Source organism: Mesorhizobium sp. PUT5, assembly GCF_052216645.1.
Lineage (GTDB): Bacteria > Pseudomonadota > Alphaproteobacteria > Rhizobiales > Rhizobiaceae > Mesorhizobium.
The window spans coordinates 53696-68243 of sequence record NZ_JBQOSO010000003.1 but is presented as its reverse complement, the minus strand read 5'-3'; the positions used below and the strand labels follow the sequence as shown (position 1 = coordinate 68243).

The following is a 14548-nucleotide window of genomic DNA, read 5'->3' as shown; positions in this document are numbered from 1 at the left end:
GATTGCACCCATCCACAGGGGTGCTCCGTATTGCCGGGGCTGAGACCAAGGCGCCAAGCCTTCAAACCCTAGAAGCTGATCTGGGTAATACCAGCGGAGCGAGGCGGGCGATGTTTTCAGGCGCACAGGTTTCCCTTTATCCCATGACCGACGATTTCGTCGGCGTCATCACCGGCGCGCTCGCCGCGCTCGATCCCTATCGCGAGCGGCTGCGCATCGAGACCGACGATATCTCCACGCTGATCGTGGGGCCGCCGGAAGTGCTGTTTCCCGCCTTGCGCGACCTCTTTTCGGCGGCGGCGGCTACCGGCCGGCACTGCGTGCTGTCGGCCGCCATCTCGCGCGGATGCCCCGGCGAGCCGGACGACGAGATCTGCGCCACGCCGCTGCTGGGCGGCCCGCGCGAGCCGCTGGAAACGCGCAAGGACGCGGCCCTGGCCGAGGTGGCGCGCGCGCCCGACAAGGCCACGCCGACCGCCGCGCAGTTCTCGCTCTACGTGATGGGCACCGGCGACCATATGGACGAGATCTATGGCTGCATCGATTTTCTGAAGCGCTCGGGCGTGTTCGGCCGCTCCAAGAATTTCTGCACGAGGCTCGACGGCGACGCCGGCGCCGTCTTCGCCGCGATCGAAGCCGCATTCTGCCGGTTCGGCCCGCCCGAAGGCCATGTCACCATCGACCTGACGGCATCCGCCAACAGCCCGACGCCGCGCTGAAGCGCATTTGCGTCACAGGTTCGACATGTCCAGACCCGTCGTCTTCGCGCGTTCGCTCGCGGCCCTTTCGGCCAGGGCCGGCCCGGCCCTTCTTTCGGTCGGCGCGCTGCTGGTCGCCTGGGAGCTTTACGCCCGCCTGTCGGGCGTCTCGCCCACCACCTTGCCGGCGCCTTCGCGCGTGCTCGTCCAGGCTGTGCAGAACCGGCAGGCGCTGCTGGACAACACCCTGCCCACCCTGCGCGCCACGCTTTTCGGCTTCGCCTGCTCGCTGACGGCGGCCTTCGTCTTCTCGGTGCTGGTGGATTTCTTCCGGCCGCTGCGGCGGGCGCTGTTTCCGGTCTTCATCATCAGCCAGACCCTGCCGCTGGTGGCGATCGCGCCGCTCGTCGTGCTGTGGTTCGGCTTCGGCCTGGCGCCGAAGATCGTGCTGGTGGCGCTCGTCACCTTCTTCCCGATGATGGTGGCGCTGGCGCGCGGCTACGAGGCCACCGATCCCGACATCGAGGCGCTGCTGGCCTCCATGGGGGCCTCGCGGCTCAGCATGTTCATGCTCGGCCGCCTGCCCTCGGCGCTGCCCTTTTTCTTCGCCGGCCTGCGCATCTCCATCACCTATGCCGTGGTGGGGGCGATCTTCGCCGAATATGCCGGCGCCGCGAAGGGGCTCGGCATCTACATCCTCAACGCCAAGAACAATTTCCGCCCCGACCTGGTGCTCGCCGCCGTGCTGGTCAGCGCCACGCTCACGCTTGTCCTGTTCGGCGCGGTGGTGCTGATCGAACGCCTGGCCCTGCCCTGGGAGCGGCTCGGCGAAAGGCGCCGGCCATGAGCGCGCCGCGGCTGGAATTGCGCGGCCTGCGCAAGCGCTTCGACGGCCTGGATGTGCTGGCCGACATCTCGCTTTTCGTGCGCCCGGGCGAGTTTGTCTCGATCCTCGGGCCCTCCGGCGCCGGCAAGTCCACGATCTTCAAGCTGCTGACCGGCGGCCTGCGCGCCGACGGCGGCGACATCCTGTTCGACGGGGCCGCGCTCGCCCCCGGCCGGCGGCCCTTCGCCTTCATGCCGCAGCGCGATGCGCTGATGCCCTGGCGGCGCATCGTCGACAACACCACGCTGGGCCTCGAAGTGCAGGGCGTGCCGCGCAAGGCCGCGCGCCAGCGCGTGGCGCCGCTGTTCGCCGAATTCGGGCTCGACGGGTTCGAGCGCCACTATCCGGCGCAGCTTTCCGGCGGCATGCGCCAGCGAGCCGCGCTGCTGCGCACCGTGGTGCAGCAGCGCGACATGCTGCTGCTGGACGAACCCTTCGGCGCGCTGGACGCGCTGACCCGCGCGGCCATGCAGCGCTGGCTGCTGGGGATATGGGAGCGGCACCGCTGGACGGCGCTGCTGATCACCCATGACGTGCGCGAGGCGGTGTTCCTCTCCGACCGCATCTATGTGCTGAGCGCCCGCCCGGCGCGCGTGCTGGCCGAGATCGCGGTGCCGCTCGGCCATCCCCGCCCCGATTTCGGCACGCCCGAGGCGGCGGCCGTCGAATCCCGCCTGCTCCAGGCCCTCCTCAACCCGCAATCCCAAGACAGGACATGACCATGCTTACCCGCCGCCAGCTTCTGCTTGCCGCCGCCATCGGCGCCGCCTTCTCCGCCCGCGCCGCTTCGGCCGCGGCGCGCCCGGTGAGCATCGCGCTCGACTGGACGCCCAACACCAACCATGTCGGCCTCTTCGTCGCCCAGGCCAAGGGCTTCTACGCCGAGGCCGGCCTTGCCGTGCAGATCCTGCCCTACACCGACAGCTCGGCCTCGACGCTGGTGGCCAACCGGGTCGCCGATTTCGGCATCACCGGCTCCATCGCGCTGTTCACCCAGCGCACGGCCGGCGCCGATCTGGTGGCCACCTATGCCGTGACCCAGACCGAGACCGGGCGGCTGGTGGTCAACGCCGACCGCGCCGACATCACCCGCCCGCGCGACCTCGACGGCCTGACCTATGGCGGCTTCGGCAGCGCCTGGGAAAACGCGCTGATCGGCACGATCATCCGCCATGACGGCGGCAAGGGCGAGTTCAAGACTGTGACGCTCGGCACCTCCGCCTACCAGGCGCTGGCCGATGGCACGGTGGACTTCACGCTGGAGGTCTACACCTGGGAGGGCGTCGCTGCCAAACTGCAAGGCCGGGAGCAGCGCGCCTTCCGCTATGCCGACTACGGCGTGCCGGACGAGCACACCAGCCTCATCGCCTCCAGCGGCGCCTATCTGGAGGGCAATGGCGGCATCGCCTCCGACTTCACGGCCGCCACCCGGCGCGGCTACGCCTATGCGGTCGCCCACCCGGAAGAGGCGGCCGACCTGCTCGTCGCCGCAAACAGCGACGCCCTGACCGACCGCGCGCTGGTGCGCGCGTCGATGCGGGAACTGGTCGACGGGCATTACCTGCAAACCGCCGCCGGCGTCGTCGGCACGATCGACCCTGCCAAGATGCAGGCGATCGGCGATTTCCTGTTCGAGGCGGGCATCCTGCGCGATGCCGGCGGCAACCCGGTCGGGCAGCGGCCGGATTTCTCGCGCTATTACACCAATACCTATATGGGCGGCTGACAGCGGCCGCCTCAGGCGCGCAGCAGGGCCTCCGCCAGCGGCTGGTTGACGCACAGATGCGTGGCCAGCCCGCCGCGGATCGCCGCAAGCGTGGCCTGCGCGCGGTCGGCGCCGCGCACGATCAGCAGGCGCTTGCGGGCGCGGCGCAGCATCTCGATCTCGACCGCGATCAGCCGGTCGTCGGGGGGCATGCGGCAGGCCTTGCCTTCGGCCGTTATGTAGCGGCAGCACATGATGCCGCGCGCGCCGGTGGCCGCGGCCGCGGCCAGGTCGTCTGCCGTGGCCATGCCGGCGGCGACGAGATGGGTGTCGGCCGAAAGGTTGCCGATGGAGGTGACGACCATGTCGAGCTGCGAGAGGCGCTCGAGCTGGGCGCGGATGGTCGGCTCGGACAGGAAGGTCGCGGCCAGCTCGGGATTGGCGACCAGCGCCGGGGCATGCAGCGTGTAGCAGCGCGCCGACAGGCTGTTGGCGATGAGGATGGCGCAGCTTTCGGAGGCCGGCAGATGGCTCGACACCATCGACCCGACCATCTGGCACACCTCCACGCCGTCGACGGCCAGGCGCGGCAACTGCATCGCCATCTCGTGGACGGTGCGGCTCCACTCGACGCCGATCCGGTCGCCCGGCTCGATGATGTCGCAGAAGGCGGTCGCGGCGACGCGCGCCAGTTGGGCGAGTTCGAGCGCCGGGTCGGCGGGCCCGCCCTCGCCGGTGCGCGACACGTAGACATCGGCAAGGTCGAAGCGCTCGCGCAATTCGCGCGCCATGCCCGAGGTGGCGAGCGAGCGCCCGTCCACGCGGATGTTGACGATGCCGCGCTCTCGCGCCTCGCGCAGCATGTTGACGATGGTGGCGCGCGAAACCTTCATGCGCCGGGCGATGTCGCTCTGGGTCAGCCCCTCGCCGTAGTAGAGCAACGCCACATTGGCCAGGAAGGCATCCTTGTCGGCTTGCGTCTTGGCCAGCCCGGAGTGCAGGTTCATGTTCAGGCGTTCACCTTCTTGCCGCCGGACTGCCCGTAGTTCTTGCGGAACCAGTTGTAGCAGCGGTCGATCTCTTCCTGCGACAGCTCTTCCACAGGTCCGCGCAGCATTGCAAGATGCGTGGTGAAGGCGGCTTCCTCCAGATACATGGCGATGTTCGTCGCCTCGGTCGCGGATTTGCCCATGGTGAAGACGCCGTGGGCCTTGACCAGGACCGCCCAGCCGCCTTGTGCCGCCTCGATTATGGCCTGCCCGGTGTCGACCTCGCCCGGCGTGGCATAGCGAGAGCAGGGCACGTCGCGGCCGAGCATGTGGGTGATCGGCGTCAGCACGGCGGGAATGCGCTCGCCGCGCGCCGCGAAGCTGGTGGCATAGGGCGAATGCGTGTGGGCGATGCCGAGCACGTCTTCGCGGTGCCGGTAGATGTAGAGATGGATGCCGGTGTCGACCGAGGGCTTCATCTCGCCCTCGACGATGTTGCCGTCGAGATCGACGACGACCATCGTCTCCGGCGTCAGCTTCGAGAACTTCACGCCCGAAGGCTTGATGACCACCAGCCCGGTCTCGGGATCGCGCCCCGAGACGTTGCCGCCGGAGCCGACGACGAGGCCGGCCCTGGGCAGTTCCAGATTCTGGTCGCAGACTTCCTGCTTGAGCCGTTCCAGCATCACCGCGCCCCCCTGGCCTTGTCGGCGGGAACGCCGTGCGGATAGACGACGATCTTGAGCGACTTTTCCGCCTCGACCAGAAGCCGGAAGGCTTCCGCTGCATCCTCGATGCCGAAGCGGTGCGAGATGGCCTGGTCGGCCTTGATGCGGCCGGCTTCCAGCAGGCGGATGTAGCTGTAGGTGTCGGTGTGGTCGGAACTGTAGCGGGAAGTCACCGTGATCTGGTCGAAATAGGCCTTGTTGCCGTCCTGCACCCAGTCGGCACCGGGCGGCAGCGGCGCGCCGAGATGCAGGCAGCCGCCGACTTCCACGAGGTCCATGGCCTGCTTCCAGGCCGAGGGGAAGGGCGCGATCACGACCACGGTATCGGCAAGGCGGCCGTTGTTGAGGGCGCGCATGGCCTCCACCGCGTCCTGCTTCTTCGGGTTGATGGTATGGGTGGCGCCGAACTCGCGAGCCTTCTCCAGCCGCCAGTCGGAGAAGTCGAGGGCCACGACCTTGCCCGCGCCGAACAGCGGCGCCAGATGGACGAAGCCCTGGCCCATGAAGCCGGCCCCCACCACCGCGACGGTGTCGCCGGGCTGGATGTTGCAGACCTTGAGGCCGGAAAGCACGCAGGACCACGGCTCGATGGTGACGGCGGCTTCCGTCGAGATCGAATCGGGCAGGACATGGGCGTCCATGGCCAGATGCTGGGCGGTGACCCGGTAATATTCGCACACGCCGCCGGGATCGAGCTTCATCTTCGAATAGAACGGGTCGCGCGTGAAGTGGCCGCGCCGCGACCAGTGCGAATTGACGCGCCCGACATGGTGATTGATGAAGAGGCGGTCGCCGCGCTTGAAGTCGGTGACGCCGGCGCCCACCTCGACCACCTCGCCGATCGGCTCGTGGCCGAGCACCTTCGGCTCGGCCTTCTTGTACCAGGCCATGGTCTCGCCGCCGCACAGGCCGCAGGCCAGCGTCTTGAGCAGCAGCTCGCCGGGGCCGATCTCCGGCACCGGCCGGTCCTCAAGGCGGATGTCGTCGAGCGCGTGGTAGACGGCCGCCCTCATGGTGTTTCTCATCAGTCCTTCTCCGAAAGGGATTTCAACTGCTCGTGCAGCGCACGCATGCCGCGCGACAGCATTTCGTAGCGGCGCCAGACCAGGTCGTAGCGGCGGCGGCGGTCCAGGTCCGGCTCGTAGAGCCGCGTGGTCTCCTCGCGCCGCGCCAGCTCGACCGGACCGCCGAGGCCGGTAGCCGCGGCGCCGAAGCATGCCGCGCCCCAGAGCCCCTGGTCGAAGGCGGAATTGGTGACGACCGGACGGCCGACCACGTCGGCGATGATCTGGCACCAGACGTCGCTGCGCGAACCGCCGCCGGTGAGCTGGATAGGCGCATCGGCAAGCCCGCCCTCTGCCTCGCAGCAATGGCGCAGGCTCAGCGCGGTGCCTTCCATCACGGCGCGGGCCAGGTCGGCCTTGGTGGTGGCGGAGGACATGCCGTGGAAGGCTGCCCGCAGATCCGCCGAGACGAAAGGCGCGCGCTCGCCGTTGAGGTAGGGCATGAAGGTCGCGCCGTTCGCCCCCGGCGGCACGGCGCCGGCCAGCGCGCTCAGCTCGGCGACCGCTTCCTTGTCGCCCGTCGTGGACAGGAGCGAGGCGAACCAGTCGAAGGCGGCCGCACCGGTGGTGGGGGCGAAGACGCGGATGATGGCCTCGGAGGTCGGGTGGAGCACGCTGGCGCCGACCGGCATGTCCTGCGGGGCGACGCGGTCGGTGAGGATGTTCACCACCGCCGTCGTGCCCATGATCATCATCGCCTGGCCGGGCCGGTCGAGGCCCATGCCGACGATCATCGCGGCAAGGTCGAGGGTCGCCACCGAGACCGGCAGGCCCTGCGGCAGACCGGTCGCCCGCGCCGCCTCGGCGGTGATTTCGCCGAGCACCTCGCCGGCGCGGCGCGGCGGCACCAGCCGGTGCGCGAGGTCGTCGCAGCCGAGCGCCCGGACGGCCGCGCCATAGGCTCTGGTCGAAAAGTCGGTGAACGGGATGGTGCCGTTGGAGCGGTCCGTCGCCAGCGACCCGGTGAGGCAGAGGCCGATCCAGTCGGCGCAGGTGACGACATGGGCGGTGCGCGCCGCCGCCTCGGGCGCGGCATCGCGCAGCCATCGCCACAGCACCGCCGAGGTGCCGGCCCACAGCGAGGTGTGGCAGCCATGGCCGACCGACGCGGCCGCGCCGCTGGCCACCAGCGCTTCCAGGTCGGCGCTGGCGCGCGTGTCGTTCCACAGCATGGCCGCATGCGCCGGCCTGCCGTCCTTGTCGACCGCCCAGAAGCCGTCGCCCTGGCCGCACAGGCCGAGCGAGCGGAAGCGCCGACCGGCGCAGCGGCCCGTCAGTTCCTTCAGGCAGTCCGCGACGGCGCGCCACACTGCGCCCATGTCCTGTTCGCTGTAACCCGGGGCCGGCCGCGACACCTCGGTGGCGCGCTCCGCGACCGAGACGATCCGGCCGTTCGATTCATAGGCGGCAGCCTTGATGGCCGTCGTGCCCACGTCGACGCCAAGCCAGAGATCAGTCACACACACCTCCTGCGTTGCAAAACACAATTGACTTCATTTTTGACAAATGTAAAGAATTCTATGCCTAAAACGGCTCAAAGAACGATAATCGTCAACCTCGCCCTCGGGCGGGTTGCCGAACGATAATCATTCGTGCGGGGCGCCTGCTGGTTCAGGCCGATCGTGGATGCAACGGGCAACAGGGAGGCCTGACATGACATTTAAAAGCAAACTGGCGGTGGCGCTTGCATGCGCCGGATCCATCCTGGCGTTCTCGGCCCATGCCGAGGAGAAGCTGTCGCTGGAAGGCAAGAAGATCGGCGTGGCCGTCGTCGGCACGCAGCATTTCTGGGACCGCGAGGCCTTCAACGGCGCGACCAAGACGGTCGAGGAACTCGGCGGCACCGTGGTGCCGGTCGACGGCGGCCGCGACAATCAGGTCCATGCCGACAACCACGACATCCTCCTCAACAGCAATGTCGACGCGGTCATCTCGATCCTCGGCGACGATGCGGTCGAGCCGAAGTTCAAGGCGCTGCGCGACAAGGGCATCCCCGTCTTCACGGTCAACCATCCCTCGGTCAACTCCGTCAACAACTCCACCTCCGACAACTATTACATGGGCTCGACCATCGGCCGGCTGATGGCCGACGCGGTCGGCGGCAAGGGCAAGGTCGCGGTCTTCAACGCCTTCGAGGGCGCGCTGCGCATCTGCGGCATCCGCGCCGGCCTGTGGAAATTCGTGATGCAGGACTATCCGGGCATCGAGATCGTCCAGCCGGAGCTGGCCGAGGAATTCGCCAACGCGCCGGAAGACGCGCGCCGCAAGACGCTCGACCTGCTCAGCCAGCACCCCAAGGGCACGCTGGACGCCATCCATGTCGCCTGCTGGGACCAGCCCGCCATCGGCGTGGTGCAGGCGCTGGAGGAAGCCGGCCGCACCGAAATCAAGGTGACGGCGCTCGACGCCGGCCCCGACACGCTGGAAATCATGGCCGAGGAGGGCTCGCCCTTCGTCGCCAACGTCGCCCAGCAGCCGTTCAAGATCGGCAAGACCTCCGCCACCAACGTCGCCCGCTACTTCGCCGGCGAGACCCTGCTGCCGCAGACCTATGTCGACGTCGTTCCGGTCTCGGGCCGGGAAGAGGCCAAGAAGACCTACAAGGACCTTGGCTACGGCTCGCTCGACTAGGCGGCATTCATCGACCTGGGCGCCCGTGACGCCGGCCGGCATCACGGGCGCGCCGGTTCGAATGAGGTAGGACAGGCGCACCATGGCCGAGAACGCATTCAGCCTGCGCGACATCGTCAAGACCTTCCCGGGCGTGCGCGCCCTCGACGGCGCCAGCCTCGACGTGCGGGCCGGCGAGGTGCACGGCCTGGTGGGCGAGAACGGCGCCGGCAAATCCACCGTCATCAAGGTCCTGGCCGGCATCTACCAGCCCGATTCCGGCACGGTCTCGATCGGCGGGCGTGCGCTCGATGCCGTCACGCCGAAGGCGGTGCATGCGGCGGGCGTGCGCTTCATCCACCAGGAACTGCACCTGGTGCCGCATTTCACGGTGGCGGAATCGGTCTTCATGGGCCAGGAGGCCGGCGGCCTGCCGGGGCTGGACCGCAAGGGCATGCGGCGGCGTGCCGAAACGTTCCTGCGCGAGCGGCTGAAGGCCGAGATTCCCGGCAGCCGGCTGATCCGCGACCTCGGCACGGCCGAGCGCAAGCTGGTGCAGATCGCCCGCGCGCTCATCGACGGGCAGGCGCGCGTGGTGGTGTTCGACGAGCCGACCGCGCCGCTGGCCAGCGAGGACACCGACACGGTGCTGCGCGCCATCGAGGCCCTGAAGACGCAGGGCATCGCCATCCTCTACGTGTCCCACTACCTCAACGAGATCACCGACATCTGCGACCGCGCCACCGTGTTCCGGCTGGGCCGCGACGTCGCCGTCTTCGACGAGATCCATGAAGGCAGCGGGCCGGAACTGGTCGCCGCCATGGTGGGGCGCGAGCTTTCCGACCTCTATCCCCCCAGGGAGGGGCGCGGCGCGGCCGGTCCCGGGCTCGACATTTCCGCCCTGTCCGACGGGCGCGGCTTTTCGCCGGTTTCCTTCAAGGTGGGGCGGGGCGAGATCGTCGGCCTCGCCGGCCTGCTCGGCTCGGGTCGCGAGGAGCTGATCGACACGCTCTACGGCCTGCGGCGCGCGCGCCAGGGCGAAGTGCGGCTCGAAGGCCAGCCCGTGCGCATCCGCTCCGCCGCCGACGCGGTCAGGGCGGGCATCGTGCTGGTCCCGCGCGACCGCCGCAACGACGGCCTGGTGCTACCGATGACGGTGGCCGAGAACGTCACGCTCGCCACGCTCGGCGACACGGCGGTGGCGGGCCTCGTGCATGGCGGCCGGCAGCGCCGAAGCGCCGAGGCCCAGATCGGCAATCTCGACATCCGCCCGCCCAATGCCGGCGCGGTGACGCGCTATCTCAGCGGCGGCAACCAGCAGAAGGTGGTGCTCGGCCGCTGGCTGGCGAAGAAGGCGCGCGCCTATCTGTTCGACGAACCGACCGTGGGCGTGGACGTGGGCGCCAAATCCGAGATCTACGCGCTGATCGACGGCCTCGCCCGCGAGGGCGCGCCGGTGCTGGTCTCGTCGGGCGACCCGGCGGAGCTGATCGGCCTGTGCGACCGCATCCTGGTGATGATGCGCGGCCGCATCCTCGCCGAGATCGCCACGGACGGGCTCAGCGTCGATCGCCTCGTGGCCATCACCACCGGCGCGGTGAAGATCGGGGAGGACGGCCATGCGGGTTGAGCCTGTGCGCCGCAATGTCGCTTCGGACGTCATCGGGCTGCTGCCGGTGATCGTGTTCGTCGGCGTGCTGGCCTATATCAGCCTCTACGCGCCGAACTTCCTCACCCGCACCAATCTGGAGCTGGTGCTCGCGCAATCCCTGCCCACGGTGCTGCTGTGCATCGGCCTGTCAGCTGTGGTCATGGCCGGCGGCGACGACGTCGTGTCCGGCGGCATCGACCTGTCGATCCCGGCGACGGCGGTGCTGGCCGGCGGCATCATCGCGCAGATGCTGGGCATGGGCTATCCGCTCCTTCTGTGCGCGGGCGCCGCGCTCGCGGCGGCGCTGGCGGTGGGCGCGATCAACGCGCTGCTGGTCACGCGCGTGCGCATGACCCCGCTTCTGGCCACGCTGACGATGATGGTCGCCGTCATCGGCATCAACAACGTCGTCACGCAAAGCCGGCGCATCAACGTGCGCGATCCGTGGATCATGGACCTCGCCTCCGGCCGCATCCTCGGCGTGCCGACCGGCATCGTCATCGTGCTGGCGGTCGCGCTCGTCTGCTTCCACCTGCTGCATCGCACGAAATGGGGGCTGAACCTGCAGGCGGTCGGCGGCAGCCGCGACGCCGCCGAGGTTTCGGGGCTGAAGGCCGACCGGCTCGTGGCGCAGTCCTTCCTGCTGGCGTCGGTCATGGGCTTCGTGTGCGCCTTCTTCGTGCTGGCGCGCGGCTCCGGCTCCTCGCCGGGGGTGGAGGACAACCTGCTGCTGGAAATGGTGCTGGCCACCTTCCTCGGCGCCGCCTTCTCGCCGCGGCGCGTGGTGACCATGTGGGGCGCGGTCATCGGCGCGCTGTTCGTCACCGCCATCTCGGTCGGCTTCAAGACGATGGGGGTCAACGTCTTCTGGACCGGCCTCATCAAGGGCACGCTCATCGTCGTGGTCGTCACCATGTCCACCGTGCATCAGAGGGTGCGCCGATGAGCATCTCGTCCGCCGCTCCCGGCCTGCCGCTGCGCGCCCTTGTGCTGCGCTTCGGCTTCCTCGTCGTCTTCGCGCTGTTCTTCGCCTTCTTCGCGACCTGGAACCCGGTCTTCGTCCAGGGCCAGAACCTGCTGAACATCGTGCAGAACTCCTCGGTGCTGCTGATCCTGGCGCTCGGCATGACGCTGATCGTCGCCACCGGCGGCATCGACCTTTCCATCGGCATCGCGCTCGACTTCGGCGCGGCGTTCGCGGTGGTGGCGATGAAGGACTTCGGCGCCGGCTGGTTCATGGCCTGCCTGGCCGGCCTCGCCGGCGGCGGCCTGGTGGGGCTGTTCAACGCCGCACTGGTGGTGGGCCTGCGCGTCAGCCCGTTCATGGCCACGCTGTGCACCTTCTTCATCGGCTCGTCGGTGCAGCGCATCTTCACCAATGGCGGCGGGCCGATCTCCTTCCGCCAGATGCCGGAGGGTTTTCGCGCGCTGGCGATGGGCAAGGATCTCGGCATCCCCACCATGGTGCTGATCGCGCTCGCGCTGCTGGCGATCTACTACGTGCTTCTGGAGCGCTCCACGCTGGGCCGCCGCATCCATGCCATCGGCATGCAGCGCTCCGCCGCGGTCGTGGCCGGCATCCGGGTCAACGCCATCTTGGTCTTCTGCTTCGTCGCGGCCGCGGTCACCTGCGCCGCGGCCGGCCTGATCTCGGCCGCCAGCATCCGCATGTTCACCCCGCTTTCGGGCTTTTCCTACCTGATGGACGCCATCGCCGCCGTCTTCATCGGCGCGGCGCTGCATCCGCGCGGCCGGCCCAATATTCCCGGCACCCTGGTGGGCGTGCTCTTCCTCGGCATGGTCCAGAACGGGCTGAACCTGATGGGGCTGGACTTCAACACCAAGGACGCGCTTTCGGGCATCATCCTCGTGCTGGCGCTCACCCTGGCGGTCCTGCAGCGCCGCCTGCAGGGCTGAACGCGAACCGTCTACGCCTCGCCGTTGTCGATGCCTGCCGGCGGGCGGTCCACTGAAAGCGCCGGCAGCGGGCCGGTCCAGCGCTCGATGCGCACGAGCGTGGTGTGCGCGATGTTGCCCTGCGCCATGCCCGAGGTGCCCTTGTCCAGCGTCAGCGCGTTCGGGTTGCCGTGCACCTCGAGCCAGGCGCCGTCGACGAGCTGCGGGTCGTACCAGGCGCCCGTGGGCAGCACCACGCAATCCGGCCGCAGCCCGGCATCGAGCCGCACGCCGGCGAGGCAGGCGCCGCGCGCGTTCCACAGCCGCGCCACGCAGCCCTCCTCCAGCCCGAAGCGCCGGGCCGTGTCCGGGTGCAGATAGGCGGCCTCGCACTGCGCCACCTTGTCGGCGCGCGCTTCGGATCCCCGGTCGTTCTGGGCGTGCAGGCGCGTGTCGGGCTGGTTGGAGACGAGGTGCAATTCGTCGGGCGCGGCATCGAGCAGGCTTTCGGCCGGGGCAAGCCATGCCGGGTGGTGCGGGCAGTCGGGCATGGCGAAGGCCGCGATGCGCGCGCTGGCGAGCGTGATCTTCCCCGATTCCGTGGCCAGCGGGCTGGCCAGCGGGTCGCCGACGAAATCCGCCAGCGCGTTCTTCGGCTCGGCCGCCAGCGGCACGTCGAAGCGGCCTTCGCGGCGGAAGGTCTCGAAATCGGGCAGCGCGAAGCCTTCCCGCTGCGCCACCCCTTGCGAGCGCGCCCACAGATATCGCAGCCAGCCTTCCGCGTCGCGCCCTTCCGTGAAGGCGTCGCGGAAGCCGAGCCGTTGCGCCAGGCCGCGGAAGATGTCGAAATCGTCGCGCGCCTCGCCCATCGGCGCGCGGATCCTCGACATCCACAACAGCACCGGATCGCGGCGGTTGACCATGATGTCCTCGCGCTCGAAGGGCGTGGTCGCCGGCAGCACGATGTCGGCGCGCCGTGCGGTCGCCGTCCAGCTGTGCTCGTTGACGATCACCGTCTCGGGGCGCTTCCAGGCCTCGTCCAGCCGCCTCAGGTCCTGATGGTGGTGGAACGGATTGCCGCCCACCCACCACACCAGCCTGATGTCGGGATAGGTGCGGTTCTGGAGATCGTAGGTATAGGCCCGGCCGGGATGCAGCAGCATGTCGGCGATGCGCGCCACGGGAATGTAGTCTTCCACCTCGTTGCGCCCCTGCGGCAGCGAGGGCCAGTCGACCAGCGGCGCGTCGCGGCCGACCGGCGTGGTGCTGCCGTAGCCGAAGGCGAAGCCGCCGCCCGGCCTGCCGATCTGGCCGATGACGCAGGCCAGCGCCAGCCCGGCCCACAGCGGCTGCTCGCCATGGTCGGCGCGCTGCATGCCCCAGGCCAGCGACACCATGGAGCGCTTTTCGGTCAGCGCCCGCGCAAGTTCCCTGATCGTTGCGGCGTCGATGTCGCAGATCGCCGCCGCCCATTCTGCCGATTTGGGCTGGCCGTCGGCCTGGCCCATCAGATAGGCGCGCAGAGTCTCCCAGCCCGCGGTGCAGCGGGCAAGGAAATCGCGGTCCTCGCGGCCCGCCGCCACGATCTCATGCGCCAGCGCCAGCATCAGCGCCACGTCGGTGCCGGGGCGCACGGGCAGCCATTCGGCGCCCTTCAGGTCGCCGCGGCGCGGCGACACGTTGACCAGGCGCATGCGCCCGGCGGCAAGCTCGTCGAGCCAGGCGCCGACCTCGTGCCGCGAGGTCCCGGACGAGGCCACCTGCGCGGTGCGCGGCGAGATGCCGCCGAAGGCGAGCACCAGTTCGCAATGCTCGCGCACCTGCGAGAAGCTCGTCACCGCGTCCTGGAACTGCCGGTTGGTCAGGCCGAGCAGGTGCGGGAACATCACTTCGGCCGCGGCATGCGAATAGGTGTCGCGCGCGGCGACATAGCCGCCGGCGAGGTTGAGGAAGCGGCGAAGCTGGCTCTGGGCATGGTGGAAGCGGCCGGCGCTCGCCCAGCCATAGGAGCCGGCGAAGATCGCGCCGTTGCCGAATGCGCTGCGCACGCGGTCGAGTTCCGAGGCGGCAAGGTCGAGCACCTCGTCCCAGCCCATCTCGACATAGGCGTCGCCCGAGCGTCCGACGCCGCGGTCGCCCGCCAGCCAGCCCTTGCGCACGGCCGGGCGCAGGATGCGGCTGTGCCGGTCGGTGGCCGCCGACAGCCAGCCGCGCCCGATGCGCGAGGGTTGCGGGTCGCCCTCCAGCGGCGCCAGCACCGCGCCGCCGTCCACCACGCGGTATGCGCCCCAATGTGCCGCCGTATAGGTCATCGCAGCCTC

13 protein-coding genes and 1 riboswitch are annotated in these 14548 nt (G+C 69.5%); of the genes, 8 read left to right on the top strand and 5 right to left on the bottom strand.

Annotated elements, in window-relative coordinates; translation table 11 throughout:
* Positions 1-6 precede the first annotated feature (6 nt).
* Positions 7-120: riboswitch (TPP riboswitch) on the top strand.
* The 4 genes from ACTDI4_RS01980 to ACTDI4_RS01965 all read left to right on the top strand — a co-directional run bounded on the left by ACTDI4_RS01980 (position 111) and on the right by ACTDI4_RS01965 (position 3310).
* The gene (locus tag ACTDI4_RS01980; protein WP_442839549.1) at positions 111-719 is read left to right on the top strand and encodes a YkoF family thiamine/hydroxymethylpyrimidine-binding protein; all 609 of its coding nucleotides are present in this window, start codon (positions 111-113) and stop codon (positions 717-719) included. It overlaps the preceding riboswitch by 10 nt.
* A gap of 25 nt (positions 720-744) precedes the next feature.
* Positions 745-1545, top strand: coding sequence for an ABC transporter permease (locus ACTDI4_RS01975; RefSeq protein WP_442839548.1), 801 nt, complete (start codon positions 745-747; stop codon positions 1543-1545).
* Positions 1542-2303, top strand: a complete 762-nt coding sequence (locus ACTDI4_RS01970) for an ABC transporter ATP-binding protein (RefSeq protein WP_442839547.1) — start codon at positions 1542-1544, stop codon at positions 2301-2303. Before ACTDI4_RS01975 ends, ACTDI4_RS01970 begins: the two co-directional genes overlap by 4 nt.
* Positions 2300-3310, top strand: coding sequence for an ABC transporter substrate-binding protein (locus ACTDI4_RS01965; protein WP_442839546.1), 1011 nt, complete (start codon positions 2300-2302; stop codon positions 3308-3310). Before ACTDI4_RS01970 ends, ACTDI4_RS01965 begins: the two co-directional genes overlap by 4 nt.
* An 11-nt stretch (positions 3311-3321) precedes the next feature.
* Here ACTDI4_RS01965 and ACTDI4_RS01960 read toward each other — a convergent pair whose 3' ends face one another.
* Genes ACTDI4_RS01960 through ACTDI4_RS01945 form a run of 4 tightly spaced genes read right to left on the bottom strand, consistent with a single transcriptional unit; the run spans position 3322 to position 7530 of the window.
* Complete coding sequence (locus ACTDI4_RS01960) at positions 3322-4296, bottom strand: sugar-binding transcriptional regulator (protein ID WP_442839545.1); 975 nt, start codon at positions 4294-4296, stop codon at positions 3322-3324.
* 2 nt (positions 4297-4298) lie between these two features.
* Complete coding sequence (locus tag ACTDI4_RS01955; RefSeq protein ID WP_442839544.1) at positions 4299-4964, bottom strand: L-ribulose-5-phosphate 4-epimerase; 666 nt, start codon at positions 4962-4964, stop codon at positions 4299-4301.
* The gene (locus tag ACTDI4_RS01950; protein WP_442839543.1) at positions 4964-6031 is read right to left on the bottom strand and encodes a zinc-binding dehydrogenase; all 1068 of its coding nucleotides are present in this window, start codon (positions 6029-6031) and stop codon (positions 4964-4966) included. Before ACTDI4_RS01950 ends, ACTDI4_RS01955 begins: the two co-directional genes overlap by 1 nt.
* Positions 6031-7530, bottom strand: coding sequence for a xylulokinase (locus tag ACTDI4_RS01945; RefSeq protein ID WP_442839542.1), 1500 nt, complete (start codon positions 7528-7530; stop codon positions 6031-6033). The genes ACTDI4_RS01950 and ACTDI4_RS01945 overlap by 1 nt, the downstream gene beginning before the upstream one ends.
* Before the next feature lie 193 nt (positions 7531-7723).
* On the opposite strand from ACTDI4_RS01945, the gene ACTDI4_RS01940 reads away from it, so the two are divergent.
* The 4 genes from ACTDI4_RS01940 to ACTDI4_RS01925 all read left to right on the top strand — a co-directional run bounded on the left by ACTDI4_RS01940 (position 7724) and on the right by ACTDI4_RS01925 (position 12248).
* Entirely contained in the window at positions 7724-8701 is a 978-nt protein-coding gene (locus tag ACTDI4_RS01940; RefSeq protein WP_442839541.1) for a sugar ABC transporter substrate-binding protein, read from the top strand.
* Between the two features lie 82 nt (positions 8702-8783).
* Positions 8784-10310 (top strand): sugar ABC transporter ATP-binding protein, encoded by a 1527-nt coding sequence (locus tag ACTDI4_RS01935; protein ID WP_442839540.1) that lies wholly within the window; start codon positions 8784-8786, stop codon positions 10308-10310.
* The gene (locus ACTDI4_RS01930; RefSeq protein WP_442839539.1) at positions 10300-11277 is read left to right on the top strand and encodes an ABC transporter permease; all 978 of its coding nucleotides are present in this window, start codon (positions 10300-10302) and stop codon (positions 11275-11277) included. The genes ACTDI4_RS01935 and ACTDI4_RS01930 overlap by 11 nt, the downstream gene beginning before the upstream one ends.
* Entirely contained in the window at positions 11274-12248 is a 975-nt protein-coding gene (locus tag ACTDI4_RS01925) for an ABC transporter permease (RefSeq protein WP_442839538.1), read from the top strand. The genes ACTDI4_RS01930 and ACTDI4_RS01925 overlap by 4 nt, the downstream gene beginning before the upstream one ends.
* Positions 12249-12259: 11 nt before the next feature.
* On the opposite strand, the gene ACTDI4_RS01920 is transcribed toward ACTDI4_RS01925, so the two are convergent.
* Positions 12260-14539 (bottom strand): molybdopterin-dependent oxidoreductase, encoded by a 2280-nt coding sequence (locus tag ACTDI4_RS01920; RefSeq protein ID WP_442839537.1) that lies wholly within the window; start codon positions 14537-14539, stop codon positions 12260-12262.
* Between the last annotated feature and the right edge of the window lie 9 nt (positions 14540-14548).